Annotated in this window: 15 protein-coding genes; 5 read left to right on the top strand and 10 right to left on the bottom strand. The window is 68.6% G+C overall.

Going from position 1 to position 16,105, the window contains the following annotated elements; genetic code table 11:
* Nucleotides 1-11: 11 nt before the first annotated feature.
* The 10 genes from ABL840_RS37970 to ABL840_RS37925 all read right to left on the bottom strand — a co-directional run bounded on the left by ABL840_RS37970 (nucleotide 12) and on the right by ABL840_RS37925 (nucleotide 11,916).
* Entirely contained in the window at nucleotides 12-608 is a 597-nt protein-coding gene (locus tag ABL840_RS37970; RefSeq protein WP_093196002.1) for an NAD(P)H-dependent oxidoreductase, read from the bottom strand.
* A gap of 157 nt (nucleotides 609-765) precedes the next feature.
* Entirely contained in the window at nucleotides 766-1,794 is a 1,029-nt protein-coding gene (locus ABL840_RS37965; RefSeq protein ID WP_093196003.1) for an ABC transporter substrate-binding protein, read from the bottom strand.
* A 59-nt stretch (nucleotides 1,795-1,853) separates the two neighbouring features.
* On the bottom strand, nucleotides 1,854-3,239 hold the full coding sequence (locus ABL840_RS37960; protein WP_093300133.1) for an FAD-binding oxidoreductase: 1,386 nt from the start codon (nucleotides 3,237-3,239) through the stop codon (nucleotides 1,854-1,856).
* Nucleotides 3,229-4,116, bottom strand: coding sequence for an ABC transporter permease (locus ABL840_RS37955; protein WP_176947407.1), 888 nt, complete (start codon nucleotides 4,114-4,116; stop codon nucleotides 3,229-3,231). The genes ABL840_RS37960 and ABL840_RS37955 overlap by 11 nt, the downstream gene beginning before the upstream one ends.
* Complete coding sequence (locus ABL840_RS37950; protein ID WP_093300132.1) at nucleotides 4,094-4,909, bottom strand: ABC transporter ATP-binding protein; 816 nt, start codon at nucleotides 4,907-4,909, stop codon at nucleotides 4,094-4,096. Before ABL840_RS37950 ends, ABL840_RS37955 begins: the two co-directional genes overlap by 23 nt.
* Nucleotides 4,906-5,727 carry a creatininase family protein gene (locus ABL840_RS37945; protein WP_093196006.1) on the bottom strand — a complete coding sequence of 274 codons (822 nt, stop codon included), beginning with the start codon at nucleotides 5,725-5,727 and terminating at the stop codon, nucleotides 4,906-4,908. The genes ABL840_RS37950 and ABL840_RS37945 overlap by 4 nt, the downstream gene beginning before the upstream one ends.
* 171 nt (nucleotides 5,728-5,898) lie before the next feature.
* Nucleotides 5,899-8,520, bottom strand: coding sequence for an autotransporter outer membrane beta-barrel domain-containing protein (locus ABL840_RS37940; RefSeq protein WP_093300131.1), 2,622 nt, complete (start codon nucleotides 8,518-8,520; stop codon nucleotides 5,899-5,901).
* Between the two features lie 121 nt (nucleotides 8,521-8,641).
* Entirely contained in the window at nucleotides 8,642-10,267 is a 1,626-nt protein-coding gene (locus ABL840_RS37935) for an MFS transporter (RefSeq protein WP_093300130.1), read from the bottom strand.
* Nucleotides 10,268-10,296: 29 nt separating this feature from the next.
* The gene (locus ABL840_RS37930) at nucleotides 10,297-11,067 is read right to left on the bottom strand and encodes an amino acid ABC transporter permease (protein WP_093300128.1); all 771 of its coding nucleotides are present in this window, start codon (nucleotides 11,065-11,067) and stop codon (nucleotides 10,297-10,299) included.
* An 84-nt stretch (nucleotides 11,068-11,151) separates the two neighbouring features.
* Entirely contained in the window at nucleotides 11,152-11,916 is a 765-nt protein-coding gene (locus ABL840_RS37925) for a basic amino acid ABC transporter substrate-binding protein (RefSeq protein WP_093300127.1), read from the bottom strand.
* Between the two features lie 263 nt (nucleotides 11,917-12,179).
* Here ABL840_RS37925 and ABL840_RS37920 point away from each other — a divergent pair, with 263 nt between their 5' ends.
* The 5 genes from ABL840_RS37920 to ABL840_RS37900 all read left to right on the top strand — a co-directional run bounded on the left by ABL840_RS37920 (nucleotide 12,180) and on the right by ABL840_RS37900 (nucleotide 16,105).
* Nucleotides 12,180-12,815 (top strand): hypothetical protein, encoded by a 636-nt coding sequence (locus ABL840_RS37920; protein ID WP_093300126.1) that lies wholly within the window; start codon nucleotides 12,180-12,182, stop codon nucleotides 12,813-12,815.
* 12 nt (nucleotides 12,816-12,827) lie between these two features.
* Nucleotides 12,828-13,370 carry a GTP-binding protein gene (locus ABL840_RS37915; RefSeq protein WP_093196018.1) on the top strand — a complete coding sequence of 181 codons (543 nt, stop codon included), beginning with the start codon at nucleotides 12,828-12,830 and terminating at the stop codon, nucleotides 13,368-13,370.
* Entirely contained in the window at nucleotides 13,367-13,750 is a 384-nt protein-coding gene (locus tag ABL840_RS37910) for a roadblock/LC7 domain-containing protein (protein ID WP_093196019.1), read from the top strand. Before ABL840_RS37915 ends, ABL840_RS37910 begins: the two co-directional genes overlap by 4 nt.
* Before the next feature lie 105 nt (nucleotides 13,751-13,855).
* Nucleotides 13,856-14,215 (top strand): hypothetical protein, encoded by a 360-nt coding sequence (locus ABL840_RS37905; protein WP_093196020.1) that lies wholly within the window; start codon nucleotides 13,856-13,858, stop codon nucleotides 14,213-14,215.
* A 213-nt stretch (nucleotides 14,216-14,428) separates the two neighbouring features.
* Nucleotides 14,429-16,105 carry a M28 family metallopeptidase gene (locus tag ABL840_RS37900; RefSeq protein WP_093300125.1) on the top strand — a complete coding sequence of 559 codons (1,677 nt, stop codon included), beginning with the start codon at nucleotides 14,429-14,431 and terminating at the stop codon, nucleotides 16,103-16,105.

Genomic DNA, 16,105 nt, shown 5'->3' with positions numbered 1-16,105 from the left:
AGTCTGTGGCTCTACTGCTGGATGCTGCTCAGCTTGCGCGAGACGCGTTCGATGAAGTGGGTGCGGTCGTTCGCGGTGACGGCGTTCATGTCGTGCAGCTGCAGCCATGTCACCTTGCAGCGCCACGCGAAGAGCGCGCGCAGCGCTCGCGTGAAGAGCCGCCTGCCCGGGTCGCCGATGACCATCACGAACCAGCGCGGCGAGCCGCCGGTGGTGACCACCGTGAGCCGCCTGATGTGCCGCATGCCCGACTTCGCGAGCTGCCCCTTGCGTTCCGCCGGCAGGAAGGCCACGCCGGGCAGCCAGACCCGCTCCAGCCAGCCCTTGAGCATCGACGGCGGCCCGTGGAACCAGGTGGGAAACACGAACACCAGGTGCTCGGCCCACAGCAGCGCTTCGACGTGGGGTTTCACACGTTCGCGTATCAGGTCGGGGTTGTCGAGGTAGGCGATGCGCTCTTCGCATGTCAGCGTGGGGTCGAAGCCCTCGGCGTACAGGTCGATGGCCTTGACGGGATGTCGCGGCTGGAGCGCCTCGAGGGCGGTGCGGTAGAGCGCGTGGTTGAAGCTGTCAGGATTCGGATGGCAGTGGACGACTAGCGTTTTCATGGTTGAGGGCCGGTTCGCCCAGGACTTGCGTCGCTGGCGAGACGGGGTCAGAGCCCAAGGAATAAAAGGCCGCGCAGTGCCTTATGGCAACCCAGGCGCCGGCATCTGACCCCGGCGCAAGCCCCGCGCGACCCACGGGAGAAACTTTCGAAGCGACTTACTTGCCGGTGAGCTTCTTGCGGACGTCGATGCCGACGCCCTTGTTCACGAACTGCGTGGTGACGACCTTCGACAGGTCGACCTCGCCGGGCTTGTACAGGCCCGCCTTGACCATCTTGTCGTAGAAGTCCTTCACGCGGGCCTCGTCCATCGCGCCGATTCCCTTGGTGAGCGATTCGCCGCTGTCGACGATGCCCATCTTCTTCATCAGCTCGATGGAGCCCTGCGAGGAGGCCACGGGCGAGTCGGGGTTGATCTTGGCGATCATCTCGTTGGCGGCCTTGTTGTCGCCGTAGAGGTAGTTGTTCCAGCCGATGATCGACGCCTCGATGAACTTGCGCACCGTCTCGGGCTTGGTCTTCACCAGGTCGGCGCGCGTCTCGATGGTGGTCGAGTAGGTCGAGAAGCCGTTGTCGGCCAGGAGCTGCACCACCGGGTCGAAGCCGGCCTGCGCCTTGATCGACAGCGGCTCGGAGATGGCGTAGCCCTGCTGGATCGATTTCTTGTCGGCCAGGAACGGGCCCACGTTGAAGGTGTAGGGCTTGAGCTGCGAGTCCTTGAAGCCGTGCTCCGACTTCATCCACTGCCAGAAGCTGAACTGGCCGTCCTTGCCGATGAAGGCCACCGGCGCCTTGGTCATGTCCTTGAAGGTGTCGAAGCCCTGGCCCGGGTGGGCGAACATGGCCTGCGGGTCCTTCTGGAAGAAGGCCGCCACCACCACGGTGGGCACGCCGTTCTTCACGTTGTCGAAGGACTGCAGCAGGTTGCCGGTCATGAGGAAGTCGACCTTGCCGGCCGGCAGCATCGGCCGGTTGTTGACCATCGGGCCGCCCTGCTGGATGTCGACGTCGAGGCCGTACTTCTTGTAGGTGCCGTCCACCAGCGCCTGGTAGAAGCCGCCGTGGCCGGCCTGCGCCTTCCAGTTGGTGGCGAACACCACTTTTTCCTGCGCCTGCACGGCGAAGGCGGCGCCCGCGAGGGCCAGGCCGAAGACAAGCGGGCGGAGATCGAAAGCGGGGATGCGCATGGGGACGTGCTCCTGTGGAGGTTTCGTTGAAAAGTACGGGATGCGGAGACTAAGGCTTTTCAGCGCCCGACGGCCATGTCGGGGCGCCATCCGCGCGTTTTTCCGGGGTTCATCAGGCCCATCGGGTCGCTGCGCTTCTTGAACTCGATCTGCTGCGTGTCGATGGTCTTCATGCCGCCGTCCTCGATGGTCACGACGTGCGGGTTGAAGATCACGCAGCCGCCTTGCGACTCGATCTCGCGGATCACCTCGTACTGGTGCGCCTCGCCCTTCCAGCGCACCAGCAGGATGCCGAAGGTGCCGCATTCGCCGTTGGCGCGCGCGAAGTCCTGGTGCTGCAGCACGTCGTCGCCGAAGATCTTCAGGTGCCGCTCCACCACGGCCGGGTCGAAGGGCTGTGCGTAGGCCACCTGCAGGTAGGTCCAGCTGCGGTCGGCCTTCAGCGCCTGCAGCGTGGTGTGGTTGAAGGCGCACTCGTAGGCCGGCGGCAGCCCTTCGGCGAGCAGCTCGGCCTCGGTGCCGGCCACCGAGATGGTGCCGCCCTGCGCCGAGGCGAGCGCGCGGAAGTCCGCCATCGATTCGGGAGAGACCATCGCGAACACCGCATGCCGGTCGGCCGGGAAGCGGTCGCGCATGGCCGTGTAGTAGGGCGAGAAGCGCGCTTCCACCGTCGACAGCAGGAAGATGTCGAGCGAAGGCGCCTGCGCGGCGATGCCGAAGTCGAGCGCGCCGCGATACGTGTCGAACAGCACCGTGCAGTGCACCCAGTCGACGGCGGGGCTCAGCGCCACTTCCACGTCGAGGATCACGCCGTTGGTGCCGTAGGCGTGGTGTACCTGCTGGATCTCGTCGCCGTGCAGTTCGATGACGCGCGGCTCGCGCTCCACCGTCATCACGCGCGCGCGCAGCAGGTTGCCGGGGTCGCGCAGGATGCCGTGGCGGAACGAGCCGATGCCACCGAAACCGCCCGCGATGAAACCGCCGATGGAGGCCACATGCCAGGTCGAGGGCCACATGCGCAGCGCCTGCCCGGTCTCGCGCGCGGCGAGGTCGATGTCGTGCATGCGCGCGCCGGCCTCCACGCGGATGCTGCCCGGCTGGATGTCGAGCACGCGGCACATCTGCGTCACGTCGAGCACGATGCCGCCTTCGAGCGGCACGCACTGGCCGTAGTTGCCGGTGCCGCCCGCGCGCACCGTGAGCGGCAGCTTCCACTTCGCGGCCACGGCCGCGGCCTGGCGCACGTCGTCCTCGGTGCCGACCTTCACCACGAGGTCGGCCACGCAGCCCGCGAGCTGCGCGGTGAGGATGGGGCTGTACCAGTAGAAGTCCTTCGACAGCTGCTTGCGCTGTCCGGGCGCGGTGATCACGTTGAGGCCGCGCAGGTCCTCGCGCACGGCGTCCCAGTCGACGGCCGGTGCAGGGGTTGGAGTCCTAGCGTTCACGACGCATCTCGCTTTCGTGCCAGTGGCCCAGGACCAGGCGCGACAACGCGGCGAACACGATGAAGATCACGATGCCCAGCAACGAAACCAGCAGCAGCGCCGCGAACATCATCGGGATCTCGGTGCGGAAGCTCGATTCGAGGATGCGCGAGGCCAGCCCGGTCTCCTTGCCCGCCGTGCCTGCCGTGAACTCGGCCACCACCGCGCCGATCAGGCTCAGGCCGCCCGCGATCTTCAGGCCCGCCATGAAGTACGGCAGCGCGCTCGGCGCGAGCAGGTAGCGGAAGGTCTGCCAGGGCGAGGCCTTGTAGAGCTGGAACAGGTCGCGCAGGTTGCTGTCGGCGCTCTTCAGACCGATGACGGTGTTCGACAAGATCGGGAAGAAGGCCACGATCCACGCGCACAGCAAGAGCGCTGCCGTGGTGCTCGACACGTAGATCAGGATCAGCGGCGCGATCGCGATGATCGGCGTGACCTGCAGGATCACCGCGATCGGGAAGAGGCCGATCTCCACCCACTTGAAGAGCGCGAAGGCAATGGCCAGCAGCACGCCGCCCACGATGGCCGCGACCAGCGCCAGCAGCGTGAGCTTCACCGTGAACCACAGCGCGCTGGACAGCGATTCCCAGTTGTCGAACAGCGTGCGGATGATGAGCGAGGGCGCGGGCAGGATGTAGTGCGGGATGTTGTTGGCGCGCACGGTCCATTCCCACGCCAGCAGCAGCAGCGCGACGATGGCCGCGGGCACCACGATGCGCAGCATCGACTCGCGCCGGCGCAGCCGGTCCTCGTGCGCGCGCAGCGAGGCCTCGGAGGGAGCCGCGTCCGCATCTGCCGTGACGGCGACGGCGGGTTCAGTGATCGATGTCGACGCCATGCAGGGCTCCGTGCAGGGATTGCGACACCGCGGTGCAGTGCGCGTTGTAGCGGGTCGAGGTGCGGAAGTCTTCTCCGCGCGGGTAGGGCTCGTCGATGCGGATCTCGTCGATCACGCGGCCGGGCCGCGCCGCCATCACCACGATGCGGTTCGACAGATACACCGACTCGTACACGCTGTGCGTGACGAACACCACCGAGAAGCGGTGCTCGCGCCAGATGGCCAGCAGGTCGTTGTTAAGCTTGATGCGCGTCATCTCGTCGAGGGCGGCGAAGGGCTCGTCCATCAGCAGCAGGCGCGGGTGCGTGACCAGCGCGCGGGCGATCGACACGCGCATCTTCATGCCGCCGGAGAGCTCGCGCGGGTACACGTCGGCGAAGCGCGAGAGGCCGACCATCTCCAGCGCCTGCTTCACCACCGGCGCGGCGGCGTCGCGGCTGGTGCCTGCCAGCTTCAGCGGCAGCCAGACGTTGTCGAACACCTTGGCCCAGGGCATGAGCGTGGGCTCCTGGAACACGAAGCCCAGGTCGCGGTCGGTCTTGCCGTTCTTGTTGCCGGCGGCTGCGGCACCGGACCAGTGCATGTCGCCCGAACTCAGGCGCGTGAGCCCCGCGATGAGGCGCAGCGCCGTGCTCTTGCCGCAGCCCGAGGGGCCGAGGAAGCTGATGAAGTCGTGCTCGCCGATGTCGAGCGACATGCCCTGCAGCGCGAGCGTGCCGTTGGCGAAACGCTTGCTGACGTTGCGCAGGCTGACCAGCGGCGCGCTGGCGGTGGTGGTGGCGTCGGAGCTCATTTCCAGGCGGGCTGGTTGGCCAGGCGCGAGAGCGGGAAGCGGTCGATTTCCTGCAGCAGCTCGACGAAGCGTCGGCCCACGTGGTCGAGCACGGCGGCGCCCTTCTCGGCGGTGGCGCGCGTGGCGTCGCCGGCGGCGCCGGCGGGGTTGATGTCGTGCATCTGCCAGCCGAGCTTGCCGCTGGGGGTGATCGAGAGGAACTTGTTCTCCGCGGCGAGCTGCTCGGTCATCGAGCTGAAGTTCTGGAACTGGTCGCGGCGCACGTAGTCGGGCGTGAGGTGCAGCATCACCGAGCTTTCGAGGTCGCCGGCGTGGATGCCGTGCTTGCCCTCGTGCGCGGTGAACAGGCCCTCGGGCAGGCCCAGCGTGTACCAGTTGGCGGCCACGACCATCATGTCGTGCTCCTCGCGCAGGTCGCGCGCGACGATGTCCATCACGCTCATCTGGCCGCCGTGGCTGTTGTAGAGCACCAGCTTGCGCACGCCTGCCTTGGCGACGCAGGAGCCGATGTCCTTCCACATCGAGATCAACGTGTTCGCCGACACGGTGAGCGTGCCGGGGTAGCGCGAGTGCTCGTTGCTCTTGCCGTAGGGCACGGTGGGCAGGAACAGCACCGGCAGGTCGTCGGGCAGGTGCGGCAGCGTGGCGCGCACCATGCCGTCGATGGTGGCGGTGTCGGTCGACATCGGCAGATGCGGACCGTGCTGCTCGGTGGCGCCCACCGGCAGCACGGCAATGAGCCGTTCGCGGTCGAGGCGGGAGAACTCTTCGCTGGTCAAGTCGGACCAGAAGCGGCTGCGCAGGGGAGGCGGATTCATCGCGGTGGTACCTCGTGGCGCCTGTTGTGGCGGTGGCTTAAATTATCCATACGGTCAAAAAAGACAGGCTATCCGTGGATACCCGGCGATTTTCACTCATGCAAGCCGCGTGCCATCAAATTCACCCAGTTGGTCAAAAATTGACCGTCCACGGGCAAACCGCCGTTGCGTTCACCAGCGCAGGCGCATCCCGACCTGCCCCTGCCAGCCGGTCTGCTGGGTGTTGCCCACGGCGCTGGTGTAGGCCAGGCCGCCGTAGACCGCCAGCTTCCTGTTCAGCTGCCCCACGATGCCGCCGCCCGCCTCGAGCGCGCCCGAGTTGCGGCGGTTGACGACCTGGTCGGTGGGCCCGAGGTAGATGGCGTTGCTGCCGCCGAAGGTGTGCCACAGGTTGAGCTTGAGGTACGGCTTCCACACGCCGCCGCCGGCTTCGAAGCGGCCTTCGAGCCGCGCGCCCAGCCGGCCGGTGACGGCGTTGTCGCGCTGGAAGCGCACGGAGGAGATACCGTCGTCGAAGCTGTCGAGCGAGCTGCGCTGCCAGATCAGCTGCACCTGCGGCTGCAGCGTGACGTCGTCGCTCAGCGCCAGCGGGTAGCCGGCCTCGATCGACGCGGTCACGCTGGTGCCGTGCGGACGGCCGCCGCGCCCGAGCGTGGAGCGCGCATCGGCCTTGTAGCGGGTGGCCAGCAGCACGGCGTCGCTGTACCAGCCGCTGCTCGCGATGCGGGTCCAGTAGGCGCCCAGGCTGTAGCCCTCCACGGTGATGCGGCCGACCGCCTCGTTGGTGGCGCCGTCGGCGATGCCGCTCGCGTTGCCGCTGGCGCGCGTGTAGCCGCCCAGCACGCCGACGCGATGGCGTCCGCCCGATGCGTCGGTGGCGGCCAGGAAGTCGTGGCCCAGCTGCAGGCCGCTGACGCTGCCGTCGAACTGCGGGTTCGCGTCGCCGCGCAGGCGCTGGCGCGTGCTCTCGCCGAACACGCGGCCCCACGAGGCCTGCCGGCCTTCGCCGCCGGTGTCCCCCGCGTCGTTCGCGAGCAGTTGCTGGTCGCCCTGCCGGTCGTGGAAGGTGCCCAGTTGCGCCAGCCCGAGGCGGCGCACCGCGATCGGCAGCGCGCCGTAGAGCGGGATCTCGGGGCGGTAGAGCTTGACCTGCTCCACCGGCATCGGCCTGCCCGAAGCCTCGGCCTCCTCGATGGCTTCCTCCAGCGAGCCCACCACGTGGCCGCCGACCAGGTAGCCGTTGTTGCGCAGGTACCAGTTGTCGGGGTTGGCGCCGGTCGCGCCGCCGCGGAACAGCCGGTAGCTGTAGGCACCGGCTTCCACCGCCTGGGTCAGCGAGAAGGCGCTGTCGGCCGTGGTGGCGCCGTTCACGGCCTGCACCACCAGGATGCCGTCGGCCAGCGTGGGCGCGCCCATGCCGCCGCGGTTGACCACGCGCAGGCTGGTGGCGCCCGAGGCGGTGCCGCCGTCGATCACCAGCCGGTCGGACGGCGAGTTGTCGCCCGCCAGCACGGTGCTGACCTGCATCAGCGCGCCGCTGCCGCCGAAGTAGTTGCCGCGCACGGTGAAGGCGCCGAAGTTCGTGCCGTCGTTCGGGCCTGGCAGCAGCGTGCCCTGGTTGGTCACGTTGCCCGCGAAGGTGCCGGTGCCGGCCACCGTGGCGCCCGGCAGCACGGTGATGACGGGGCTCGTGAGCGTGGCCGGAAGGGTGAAGCGCCCGGACTCCACGCGCACAGAGTCGGAGAAGTTCGCGTCGGTCAGCCACGACCACGCGGTGCCGCGCATCGTGAGGTTCTGGAAGTTGCGGAAGGCGTTGTCGACGGTGCCGCTGCCTTCGAGGAAGGTGCTGGCGGTCTTGCCGACGCCGCCGTCGGCCCCGCCGCGGATGACCGATCCGGTCTGCAGGATCAGCGTGCCGAGGCCGAGCGCGCCCATGTAGATCGCATCGGTGTTGCCCGCGCCGCCGTGTCCCTCGATGGTGCCGGCGTTGACCAGCGTGTCGTTGCCGTTCTGTCCGCGATAGCCGTAGCCGTTGGCGCTCGACAGCGTGGCGCCGGCGCGGTTCTCCACGCGCGAGAAGAAGCTCGTGCCCAGCGTGTTCGCATGCACCGCGTCAGCCCCGCCCGAGGGCGAGTTGGCGCCGGTGGTGGCGATGCTGCCGGTGTTCACCAGCAGGTTGGCCACGAGGTTGCCGCCCTGCAGGTAGACGCCCTTGGCCGAGTTGCCGCTGGCCGCGATGCTGCCGTTGTTGACGACGGTGTTGCCCGGCCCCAGCGTCGAGATGCCGTGCGAGCTGCCGCCCGTGGTGGAGATGCTGCCGTTGTTGGTGATGAGCGTGCGCGTGCTGCTGTTCGACGTGACCAGGATGCCCGAGGTGCCGCTGCTCGTCGTGCGGATCGTGCCGTTGTTGGTCATGGCGTTGTCGTTGCCCGTGGCCACCATGGCCGCGCGCGCCGAGCCCGAACCGCCCGAGACGGTGATGGTGCCGTTGTTCGTAATGGTGCTGGCGTCGCGCACCAGCAGGGCCTGCGTGGCGTTGGTGGTGAGCGTGGCGCCGTTGTCCACCGTGATGCTCACGCCGGTGCTGCCCGGCGTTGCGATCACGCTGTCCGAGCCGGCGGTCGTTCCGCTGCAGACCACCGTGTCGCCAGTGCCCGGCGTCGCGGTGGGACCGCATGCGGCGTTCGCGGCGCCGCCTGCCAGCCCCGCGAGGGCGGCTGCGAGCCATGGAAGAGGAGAGACCGGGAAGGCCGCATTGCGGCGTGCGGACCTGTCGCGCTGCTCCAGACGCATGGCTCTTGTTCCTTCTTGTTCTTCGCAAGGCCGAGGGGCCCGGCGCGGCCCATTATTCAGGGCAATTGACAATCAGGAAACAATCGAACTTCCGTATCACAGGGTCCGACCGGATGCCCGTTCAGCGCCGCACGATGTACCGCGTGATGACCGGCGACGACTCGCCGATGTGGAAGGCGAGCCGGCGTTCGCGCAGCGCCATGTCGCTGGCGGTGGCGCGGTTGAAGCGGCGCAGGTGGTCGGTCCACGACTCGTCGACGATCTGCTCCACGTAGCGCTCGGGCTGCGCGATGTCGTGCAGCAATTCCCAGCCGATGGCGCCCTGGCTCAGCCGCGCGCGGCGCGTCTGCTGCATCACGAGGTGGAAGGCCGCGGCGCGCGCCGGATCGATGAGGTACTCGACGGTGATCACCACGCGGCCGTTTTCCTCCGGGGCTTCCGCGGGCGGGCCGACGGCCCAGCCGGCCTGCGCGGGGCTGGTGTCGTCCTCGCCGCTCACGTCGGTCACCCAGCGCAGCGCCGCGAGCATCAGCAGCGTGCCGCTGACGGCCGCCACGCTCAGGCTCGCGACCAGCGTGGTGACGGTTGCCACCTGCCCCCAGATGGCCGCGCCGATCGCGCTCGCGCCCATGATCGCCATCTGGTACATCGACATGCCGCGCGCCCGCACCCAGTCGGGCAGCGCGAGCTGGGCCGACACCGACAGCGAGTTGGCCACCGTGATCCACGCCATGCCGCCGAAGAACATCGCCGGCACCGCGACCCATGCATTGGGCGCGAAGGCCATCACCGCCGTGGCGCCCGACTGCAGCAGCGTGCCGCGCAGCACCAGCTGGTCGCGCCCCATCGCCTGGCGCAGCCGCGGCAGGAACAGCACCGCGACGATCGCGCCCGCGCCCATGGCCGCCAGCAGCAGCGTGAAGGTGCCCGCGCCGCCGCCCTGGAGGTTGCGCGCCAGCAGCGGCAGCAGCGCCAGCAGCGCGGTCGAGTGGAAGAAGAAGATCGAGATGCGCGTGAGCACCGCGCGCATGCGCTGCGACTGCCGCACGAACTGCACGCCCACGCGCATCGCGCTGATGAGCTTCTCGCGGCCCAGCGGATTGGGCGTGTGCTCGCGCCGCCAGCGCAGCACCACGAAGCCTGAGGCCACCGACAGCACCGCGTTCAGCGCGAACACCCAGATGCTGCCCGCGCTCGCGATCAGCATGCCGGCGGTGAGCGGGCCCACGATGCGCGATGCGTTCATCGCGATGCCGTTCAGCCCGAGCGCGGCCGGCAGCTGCGTGCGCGGCACCAGCTCGGGCACGATGGCCGCGAACACCGGCCAGCGCAGCGCCAGCCCGATGCCGTTGGCGAAGGTCAGCGCCAGCAGCAGCGGCGCGGTCATGAGGTCGAGTGCCAGCGCGCCGCACAGCACGATGGCGGTGCCGGCCAGCCAGAACTGCGTGGCCACCAGCCAGCGCCTGCGATCGAGGATGTCGGCCAGCGCGCCGCTGGGCAGGCCCAGCAGGAACACCGGCAGCGTGGAGGCCGACTGCACCAGCGCCACCCAGATCGGCGAGGAGGTCAGCGTGGTCATCATCCACGCGGCGGCCACGTCGTTCATCCACATGCAGATGTTGGCGACGAGCCAGGTGCTCCACAGCATGCGGAACACGGGGAGCTTCAGGGGCACGAGCGCCGCGAACTTCGTCGGCTGCGGCCTCGCGGCGGGGATGGGCGTCTCTTCGGGGGATATGGGCGGCATGTGGCGCTATTTTGGCGCGGCCGCCGCTGCTATCCCCTGTCGCTACGCGCGAGGCGGTGCTCCAGGCGGCGCAGCATCGTCGTGAGGATCAGCGTCATCACCCAGTAGATCACCGAGATCGCGAGGTACGGCTCCCAGTAGCGCGCATAGGCGCCGGCCACGGTGCGCGCGGCGTAGGCCAGCTCGGCCAGGCCGATGGCGGAGACCAGCGACGTGTCTTTCAGCAGCGCGATGGCGTTGTTGCCCAGCGGTGGCAGCATGCGGCGGAAGGCCTGCGGCAGTACCACGTAGCGCATCACCTGCGCGGGCGAGAAGCCCAGCGAGCGGCCCGCGTCGAACTGCCCGCGCGAGATCGACTGGATGCCCGCGCGGAACACTTCGGAGATGTAGGCCGCCGAGTTGAGCGTGAGCGCCACCACGCCCGAGATGAGCGCGCCATGCTCCTGCTTGAGCGTGCGCGCGAGCTCGCCGTCGATCAGGATGCCCGAGGTCGGGTGGATGAACACCGGCATCACCGCGAAGTGGATCAGGAGGATCTGCACGAACAGCGGCGTGCCCCGGAAGAAGCTCACGTACACCGTGGCCGGCCAGCGCAGGAAGAAGCGCGCGACCCAGGTCCATGGCGCATGGCGCGGATGCGCCAGCCGCGCGAGCGCGAGGCACAGCCCCCAGCTCGCGCCCAGCAGCACGCAGACCACCGTCATGCGCAGCGTCATCCATGCGCCCTGCCAGAACAGGTCCTTGTATTCCACGAGGATGTCCCAGCGGAACCATCCGAAAAGCAGCACTGGTTGTTCCATGCTTGCGTCCTCAAACTCTCATCGATCAACGGAAAACGAAACGGCCGCGTTGGGGCGGCCGTGTTCGGTGAAATGCCGTGCGGCTCAGCGCACGTTCGGGTCCTTGTTGAACCACTTCTTGTAGATCGTCACGTAGCTGCCGTCGGCGCGGATGGCCGCGAGGCCGGCCGTGAGCTTGTCCAGCAGCGGCTTGTCGCCCTTCTTCACGACGATGCCGAAGCCCTCTTCGGGGAAGGACTTGTCGTCCAGCGTCTTCAGCTCGGGGTTCTGCGCCACGCGGTAGGCGATCACGCCGTTGTCGCCCATGGCGGCATCGACGCCACCGCCGGCCAGCTCGGAAATGATGAGCGGCGTGCTCTCGAAGCGGCGGATGTCGGGGTTGGTCTTGCCGAACTCGCGCGATGCGATGTCGTCGGCGGTGGAGGCGCTGACCACGGCGATCTTCTTGCCGGCCAGGTCCTTCAGCGAGGCCACCTTGCTGTTCTTCGGCAGCGCGATCAGCTGGCGGGCCGCGAAGTAGGGCGGCGTGAAGTCGTAGCTCTGCTTGCGCTTCTCGTTGATGGTGACGCCCGAGATCACGAGGTCGACGTCGCCGTTGTTCAGCGCGCCGAAGATGCCGGTGAAGGGCGTGTTGACGATCTTGATCTTCAGGCCCTGCTGCTTGGCGATGGCGTTGATGATGTCGATGTCGAAGCCGACGATCTGCTTGTCCTTGTTCTCGAAGGCGAAGGGCGCGTAGGTGGCGCTGGAGGCCACGATCAGCTCGCGGTTCTGGGCCTGGGCGCCGAGCGTGAAGGCCGCGCTGGCGGAAAGAAGAACGAGCGACAGGGCGCGCCGGATGCGGTTCATGGGGTGTATCTCCCGGGAAGTGATGGCTAAGGCCGCCCGAAAAGGGCAAAGGAGCGGGATTTTAGGCTCCCGGCCGCGGGCCCCCGGTTGCGCCGCAGCCTGCGCGGATGTGGTGTCGACGCCCTCCCTGTTAACAAACGCTGTGGATTTCTTCTCGTTGCCAGCCCCAATTTCAAGCGTTGCCCCGATTTGCAATACACCAATAGTTAACAGGAATAACAATGGCAAACCTTTGAAAACAAGTAATCAGGGAAGAAGAAGGTATGTCTCTCGTTCTGGGCGTCATGGGGCTCCCTCAGGTTGAGGTCGAGCTCCTGAGAATCATCGTGCGCCTCAGCTCCAATCTCCGCTCGCGCTGGACCGTCAGCGAATCGCGATCCTGCGATCTGCTGCTGATGGACGGCGATTTCCCGGCCTCCGAATGGCAGTCGCTCAGGGCACGCTTCGTGGTGCCCATGGTGAGCCGTGGCGATGCCGCCGCCGCGAGCGGCAGCCGCGCGCTGGCGCGACCCATCTATGCGGAGGAACTGGTCGAACTGCTCAACCAGGTCGGTCCGGGCACGTCGTTGGGCGATGCCGCTCGTGCCGCGCAGCGCCCGGCCGGCATGCGTGCCTCGCTCGTGCGCTGGCCCTCGCAGGCGACACTGCGGCGCCATCCGGCCTTCGCCCGGTTGGCGGCCGCGCTTGCCAGGAGCACGCAGTCGGCGGAAAGCCTCAGCGTGCTCGGCCGCGTCGACGTCGAGGTGTGCAGCACCTTCCTCGGCCTGCTCGACGGCGAAGGCGCCCTGGCCTGGGCCGGGGAGGCCCCCGTGCCTTCCCGCGCGCAGGCCGGCGGCGATGCCGCGCGGCGCAAGCAGGGCCTGCTCTCGCGCATCCGCCAGCGCCTCGGGCTGGCCTGAGCGGAGACAGCCATGAGGGACTACAAGCTCGTCTTCACGGGCCCGATGGGCGTGGGCAAGACCACCGCCATCGCCGCCATCAGCGAAACCCCGCCGATCAGCACCGAGGTCGCGAATGCGGACGCCTCGGTCGCCAAGGCCACCACCACCGTCGGGCTCGACTTCGGCCAGGTGACGCTGGACAACGGCGACCGGCTGCGCCTGTACGGCACGCCGGGGCAGGCCCGCTTCGACTTCATGTGGAAGATCCTGGTGCGCGACGCACTGGGCTTCGCCATCCTCATCGACAACAGCCGGCCCGATCCGCTCGCCGACCTGGCGGCCTACCTCGACGGCTTCGCGGGCGCGCTCGAGAAGATGCCCTGCGCGCTCGGCATCAACCGGCTGCCCACGCACCCCCTTCCCACGCTCGACGACTATGCGCGCGCGCTGGCCGCTCGCGGGCTGGTGCTGCCCGTGCTGGAGATCGATCCGCGCCGCAGGGACGACGTGGTCTCGCTGATAGAGATGCTGCTGATGCAGATCGAGGCGCTCGACGAAGAGGTCGCGCCATGAGGATTCCCCATGCCATCAGGCTGCGCGCCGCGGACGAGGTGCAGCGCGTGCTCGAGGACGTGAACGGCATCGTTTCCGTGGTGATCGCCACGCCCGACGGCTTCGAGATCGCCAGCGCGAGCCAGCGCGACATCGAGCCCGCGCGCATCGCCGCGATGGCCAGCTCGATCTGCGCCATCGGTGCCGTCGCGGCGCAGGAGGCGCGGCTGGGCCGCTGCACCTGCATCACGGTCGCCACCGACAACGGCTTCGCGCTCGTCAGCCCGGTACGCAACGGGGAGACCGAACTGGTGGTGAACGTCATCGCCGGCGCCGGCGCGGTGCTGGCCCAGGCGATGTACCGCACCGCGGCCTGCGTGCGGGCGCTCGAGGCGCCATGAGCGGCCGCCGGCCGGATCGAACCACAGGCGCGGACGGGTTGCATGCGACGCCCTCGCCTCACTCCTTCATTCGCATGAGCAACCGAACCTTGGGAAAACATTGAAATGGCCTCGATCCAGAACAGCCTCGAAAACCTCCTGACCGCCGACGGCGCGCTGTGCGCCGCCGTGGTCGACTCCTCCAGCGGCATGATGCTGGGCTCCGTCGGCACCGGCGTCGACCTGGAAGTGGCCGCCGCCGGCAACACCGAGGTGATGCGCGCCAAGCTCAAGACCATGCGCGCCCTCGGCCTGAACGACAGCATCGAGGACATCCTGATCACCCTCGGCAAGCAGTACCACCTGCTGCGCCCGATGGCGCGGCACGAAGGCGTGTTCATCTACTTCGTGCTGGACAAGGCGAAGTCGAACCTGGCGCTGGCCCGCCGCAAGCTGCAGGAAGTCGAAAAGGAAATGGCCTTCTGACGGCCTTCCGACCTGAGCCCGCGCTGCCGGCCGTACGCGGCCTGGATTGCCGGGCCGGCTCCCTCGCGGGGGCCGGCCCTTTTTCTTTTGCGTCCCTTTGGGTTCCTTCGCGCGGGCGGGCTAACTAAGGTTCTCCGGGCGGGATGAAGGGCATCGCGATACGGCCGGTGCCCGCTGGCTAGCATCCGGGACTTTGCTGTCGAGGAGCCTTGCATGAAGACGTTCCGGCCCGCCTTTCTTCTCTGTGGCATCGGTCTCGCATGGAGCGCCGCGAGCGCGCTGGCGGCCGATCCCGCGGTGCCGGTCTTCGATCCGCAGCGCCTCTCGCAGATCGTGAAGACGGTCTCCGGCGACGACTTCGAGGGCCGCGCGCCCGCCACGCCGGCGGAAGCGAAGACGGTCGACTACCTCGTCGCCCAGTTCAAGGCCGCGGGCCTCGCTCCCGGCGGCGATCTCGAAGGCGGACGGCGCGCGTGGACGCAATCGGTGCCGCTGGTGAAGACCGAGTTCCGCGGCACGCCGCAGATCACGCTGCAGGTGGGCGCCCAGCGCGACGCGCTGGCGCAGGGCGAGCAGATCGCGGTGCGCGCGGCGCTCGACGGCTCGACCGCGGTTTCGATCCAGCAGGCGCCGCTGGTCTTCGTGGGCTACGGCGTCAGCGCACCCGAGCGGCGCTGGGACGACTACAAGGGCGTCGACCTGAAGGGCAGGATCGCCGTGGTGCTGGTGAACGACCCGGATTTCGAAACCGGAAGCGGCGACTTCGGCGGCAAGGCCATGACCTACTACGGCCGCTGGACGTACAAGTTCGAGGAGGCCGCGCGCCGCGGCGCGCTCGGCGTGCTGATCGTGCACGAGACCGCCCCCGCCGCCTACGGCTGGGCCACGGTCAAGAATTCCAACACCGCGACCATGCTCGACATCGAGCGCGACAAGCCGGCGGCCGTGCATCCGAAGCTGGAGGCCTGGATCCAGCGCGACGTGGCCGTCGAGCTGCTGCGCCGCGCGGGACTGGACTTCGAGGCGCAGAAGAAGCTCGCGCAGACCCGCGAGTTCCAGCCCCAGGTGCTGAAGGACGCGAGCCTGTCGGCCGAGTACGCCATCGACCGGCAGGTGATCGTCTCGAAGAACGTGGTGGGCCGCATCGAGGGCCGCAGGCACCCGGGCGAGACGGTGATCTACAGCGCCCACTGGGACCATCTCGGCGTCAGCGCGCCCGATGCGAAGGGCGACCGCATCTACAACGGCGCCGTCGACAACGGCACCGGCCTGGCCGCGCTGATCGAGATGGGTCGCGCCTTCGCAGGCGCGCGTCCCAGGCCCGACCGCTCGGTGGTCTTCCTGGCGGTGACGGCCGAGGAGCGCGGGCTGCTGGGCTCCGAGTTCTACGGAGCCAGGCCGCTGTACCCGCTCGCGAAGACGGTGGCCGTCATCAACATGGACGCGCTCAGCCCCGAGGGCACGGCGCGCAACTTCAGCACCTCGGGCAGCGCGGTCTCGCAGCTGCAGGACCTGCTGGTCGAGCAGGCCAGGGGCTTCGGCCTGGCCTATGCGCCCGATCCGCACCCCGAGGCCGGCTACTTCTTCCGCTCCGACCATTTCTCCTTCGCCAAGCGCGGCGTGCCCGCGCTGTCCTTCGCCTCGGGCAACGACCTGGTGGAAGGCGGGCTCGCGGCCGGCGAGGCGGCCGGCAAGGCCTACACCGCCGAGCGCTACCACCAGCCGGCGGACGAATGGCGCGCCGACTGGTCCTTCGCCGGCATGGCGCACGACCTGCCGCTGCTCTACCGCGTGGGCGAGACGCTGGCCAACAGCCGGCGCTGGCCGGAATGGGGGCAGGGTTCGGAATTCCGCGCGATCCGCGAGGCCAGCCGGGCCGAGCGGCGCTGA

This window comes from Variovorax sp. NFACC27 (assembly GCF_048301545.1).
Classification (GTDB): Bacteria; Pseudomonadota; Gammaproteobacteria; order Burkholderiales; family Burkholderiaceae_C; genus Variovorax; species Variovorax gossypii.
Note: the sequence above shows the minus strand (reverse complement) of the source record. Positions and strands in the feature narration are given on the sequence as shown.

Excerpts from the sequence above, each read along its gene's own strand:
- ABL840_RS37970 (WP_093196002.1), bottom strand. The coding sequence starts at position 608 with ATGAAAACGCTAGTCGTCCACTGCCATCCGAATCCTGACAGCTTCAAC.
- ABL840_RS37965 (WP_093196003.1), bottom strand. The coding sequence starts at position 1,794 with ATGCGCATCCCCGCTTTCGATCTCCGCCCGCTTGTCTTCGGCCTGGCC.
- ABL840_RS37955 (WP_176947407.1), bottom strand. The coding sequence starts at position 4,116 with ATGGCGTCGACATCGATCACTGAACCCGCCGTCGCCGTCACGGCAGAT.
- ABL840_RS37950 (WP_093300132.1), bottom strand. The coding sequence starts at position 4,909 with ATGAGCTCCGACGCCACCACCACCGCCAGCGCGCCGCTGGTCAGCCTG.
- ABL840_RS37945 (WP_093196006.1), bottom strand. The coding sequence starts at position 5,727 with ATGAATCCGCCTCCCCTGCGCAGCCGCTTCTGGTCCGACTTGACCAGC.
- ABL840_RS37940 (WP_093300131.1), bottom strand. The coding sequence starts at position 8,520 with ATGCGTCTGGAGCAGCGCGACAGGTCCGCACGCCGCAATGCGGCCTTC.
- ABL840_RS37935 (WP_093300130.1), bottom strand. The coding sequence starts at position 10,267 with ATGCCGCCCATATCCCCCGAAGAGACGCCCATCCCCGCCGCGAGGCCG.
- ABL840_RS37930 (WP_093300128.1), bottom strand. The coding sequence starts at position 11,067 with ATGGAACAACCAGTGCTGCTTTTCGGATGGTTCCGCTGGGACATCCTC.
- ABL840_RS37925 (WP_093300127.1), bottom strand. The coding sequence starts at position 11,916 with ATGAACCGCATCCGGCGCGCCCTGTCGCTCGTTCTTCTTTCCGCCAGC.
- ABL840_RS37920 (WP_093300126.1), top strand. The coding sequence starts at position 12,180 with ATGTCTCTCGTTCTGGGCGTCATGGGGCTCCCTCAGGTTGAGGTCGAG.
- ABL840_RS37915 (WP_093196018.1), top strand. The coding sequence starts at position 12,828 with ATGAGGGACTACAAGCTCGTCTTCACGGGCCCGATGGGCGTGGGCAAG.
- ABL840_RS37910 (WP_093196019.1), top strand. The coding sequence starts at position 13,367 with ATGAGGATTCCCCATGCCATCAGGCTGCGCGCCGCGGACGAGGTGCAG.
- ABL840_RS37905 (WP_093196020.1), top strand. The coding sequence starts at position 13,856 with ATGGCCTCGATCCAGAACAGCCTCGAAAACCTCCTGACCGCCGACGGC.
- ABL840_RS37900 (WP_093300125.1), top strand. The coding sequence starts at position 14,429 with ATGAAGACGTTCCGGCCCGCCTTTCTTCTCTGTGGCATCGGTCTCGCA.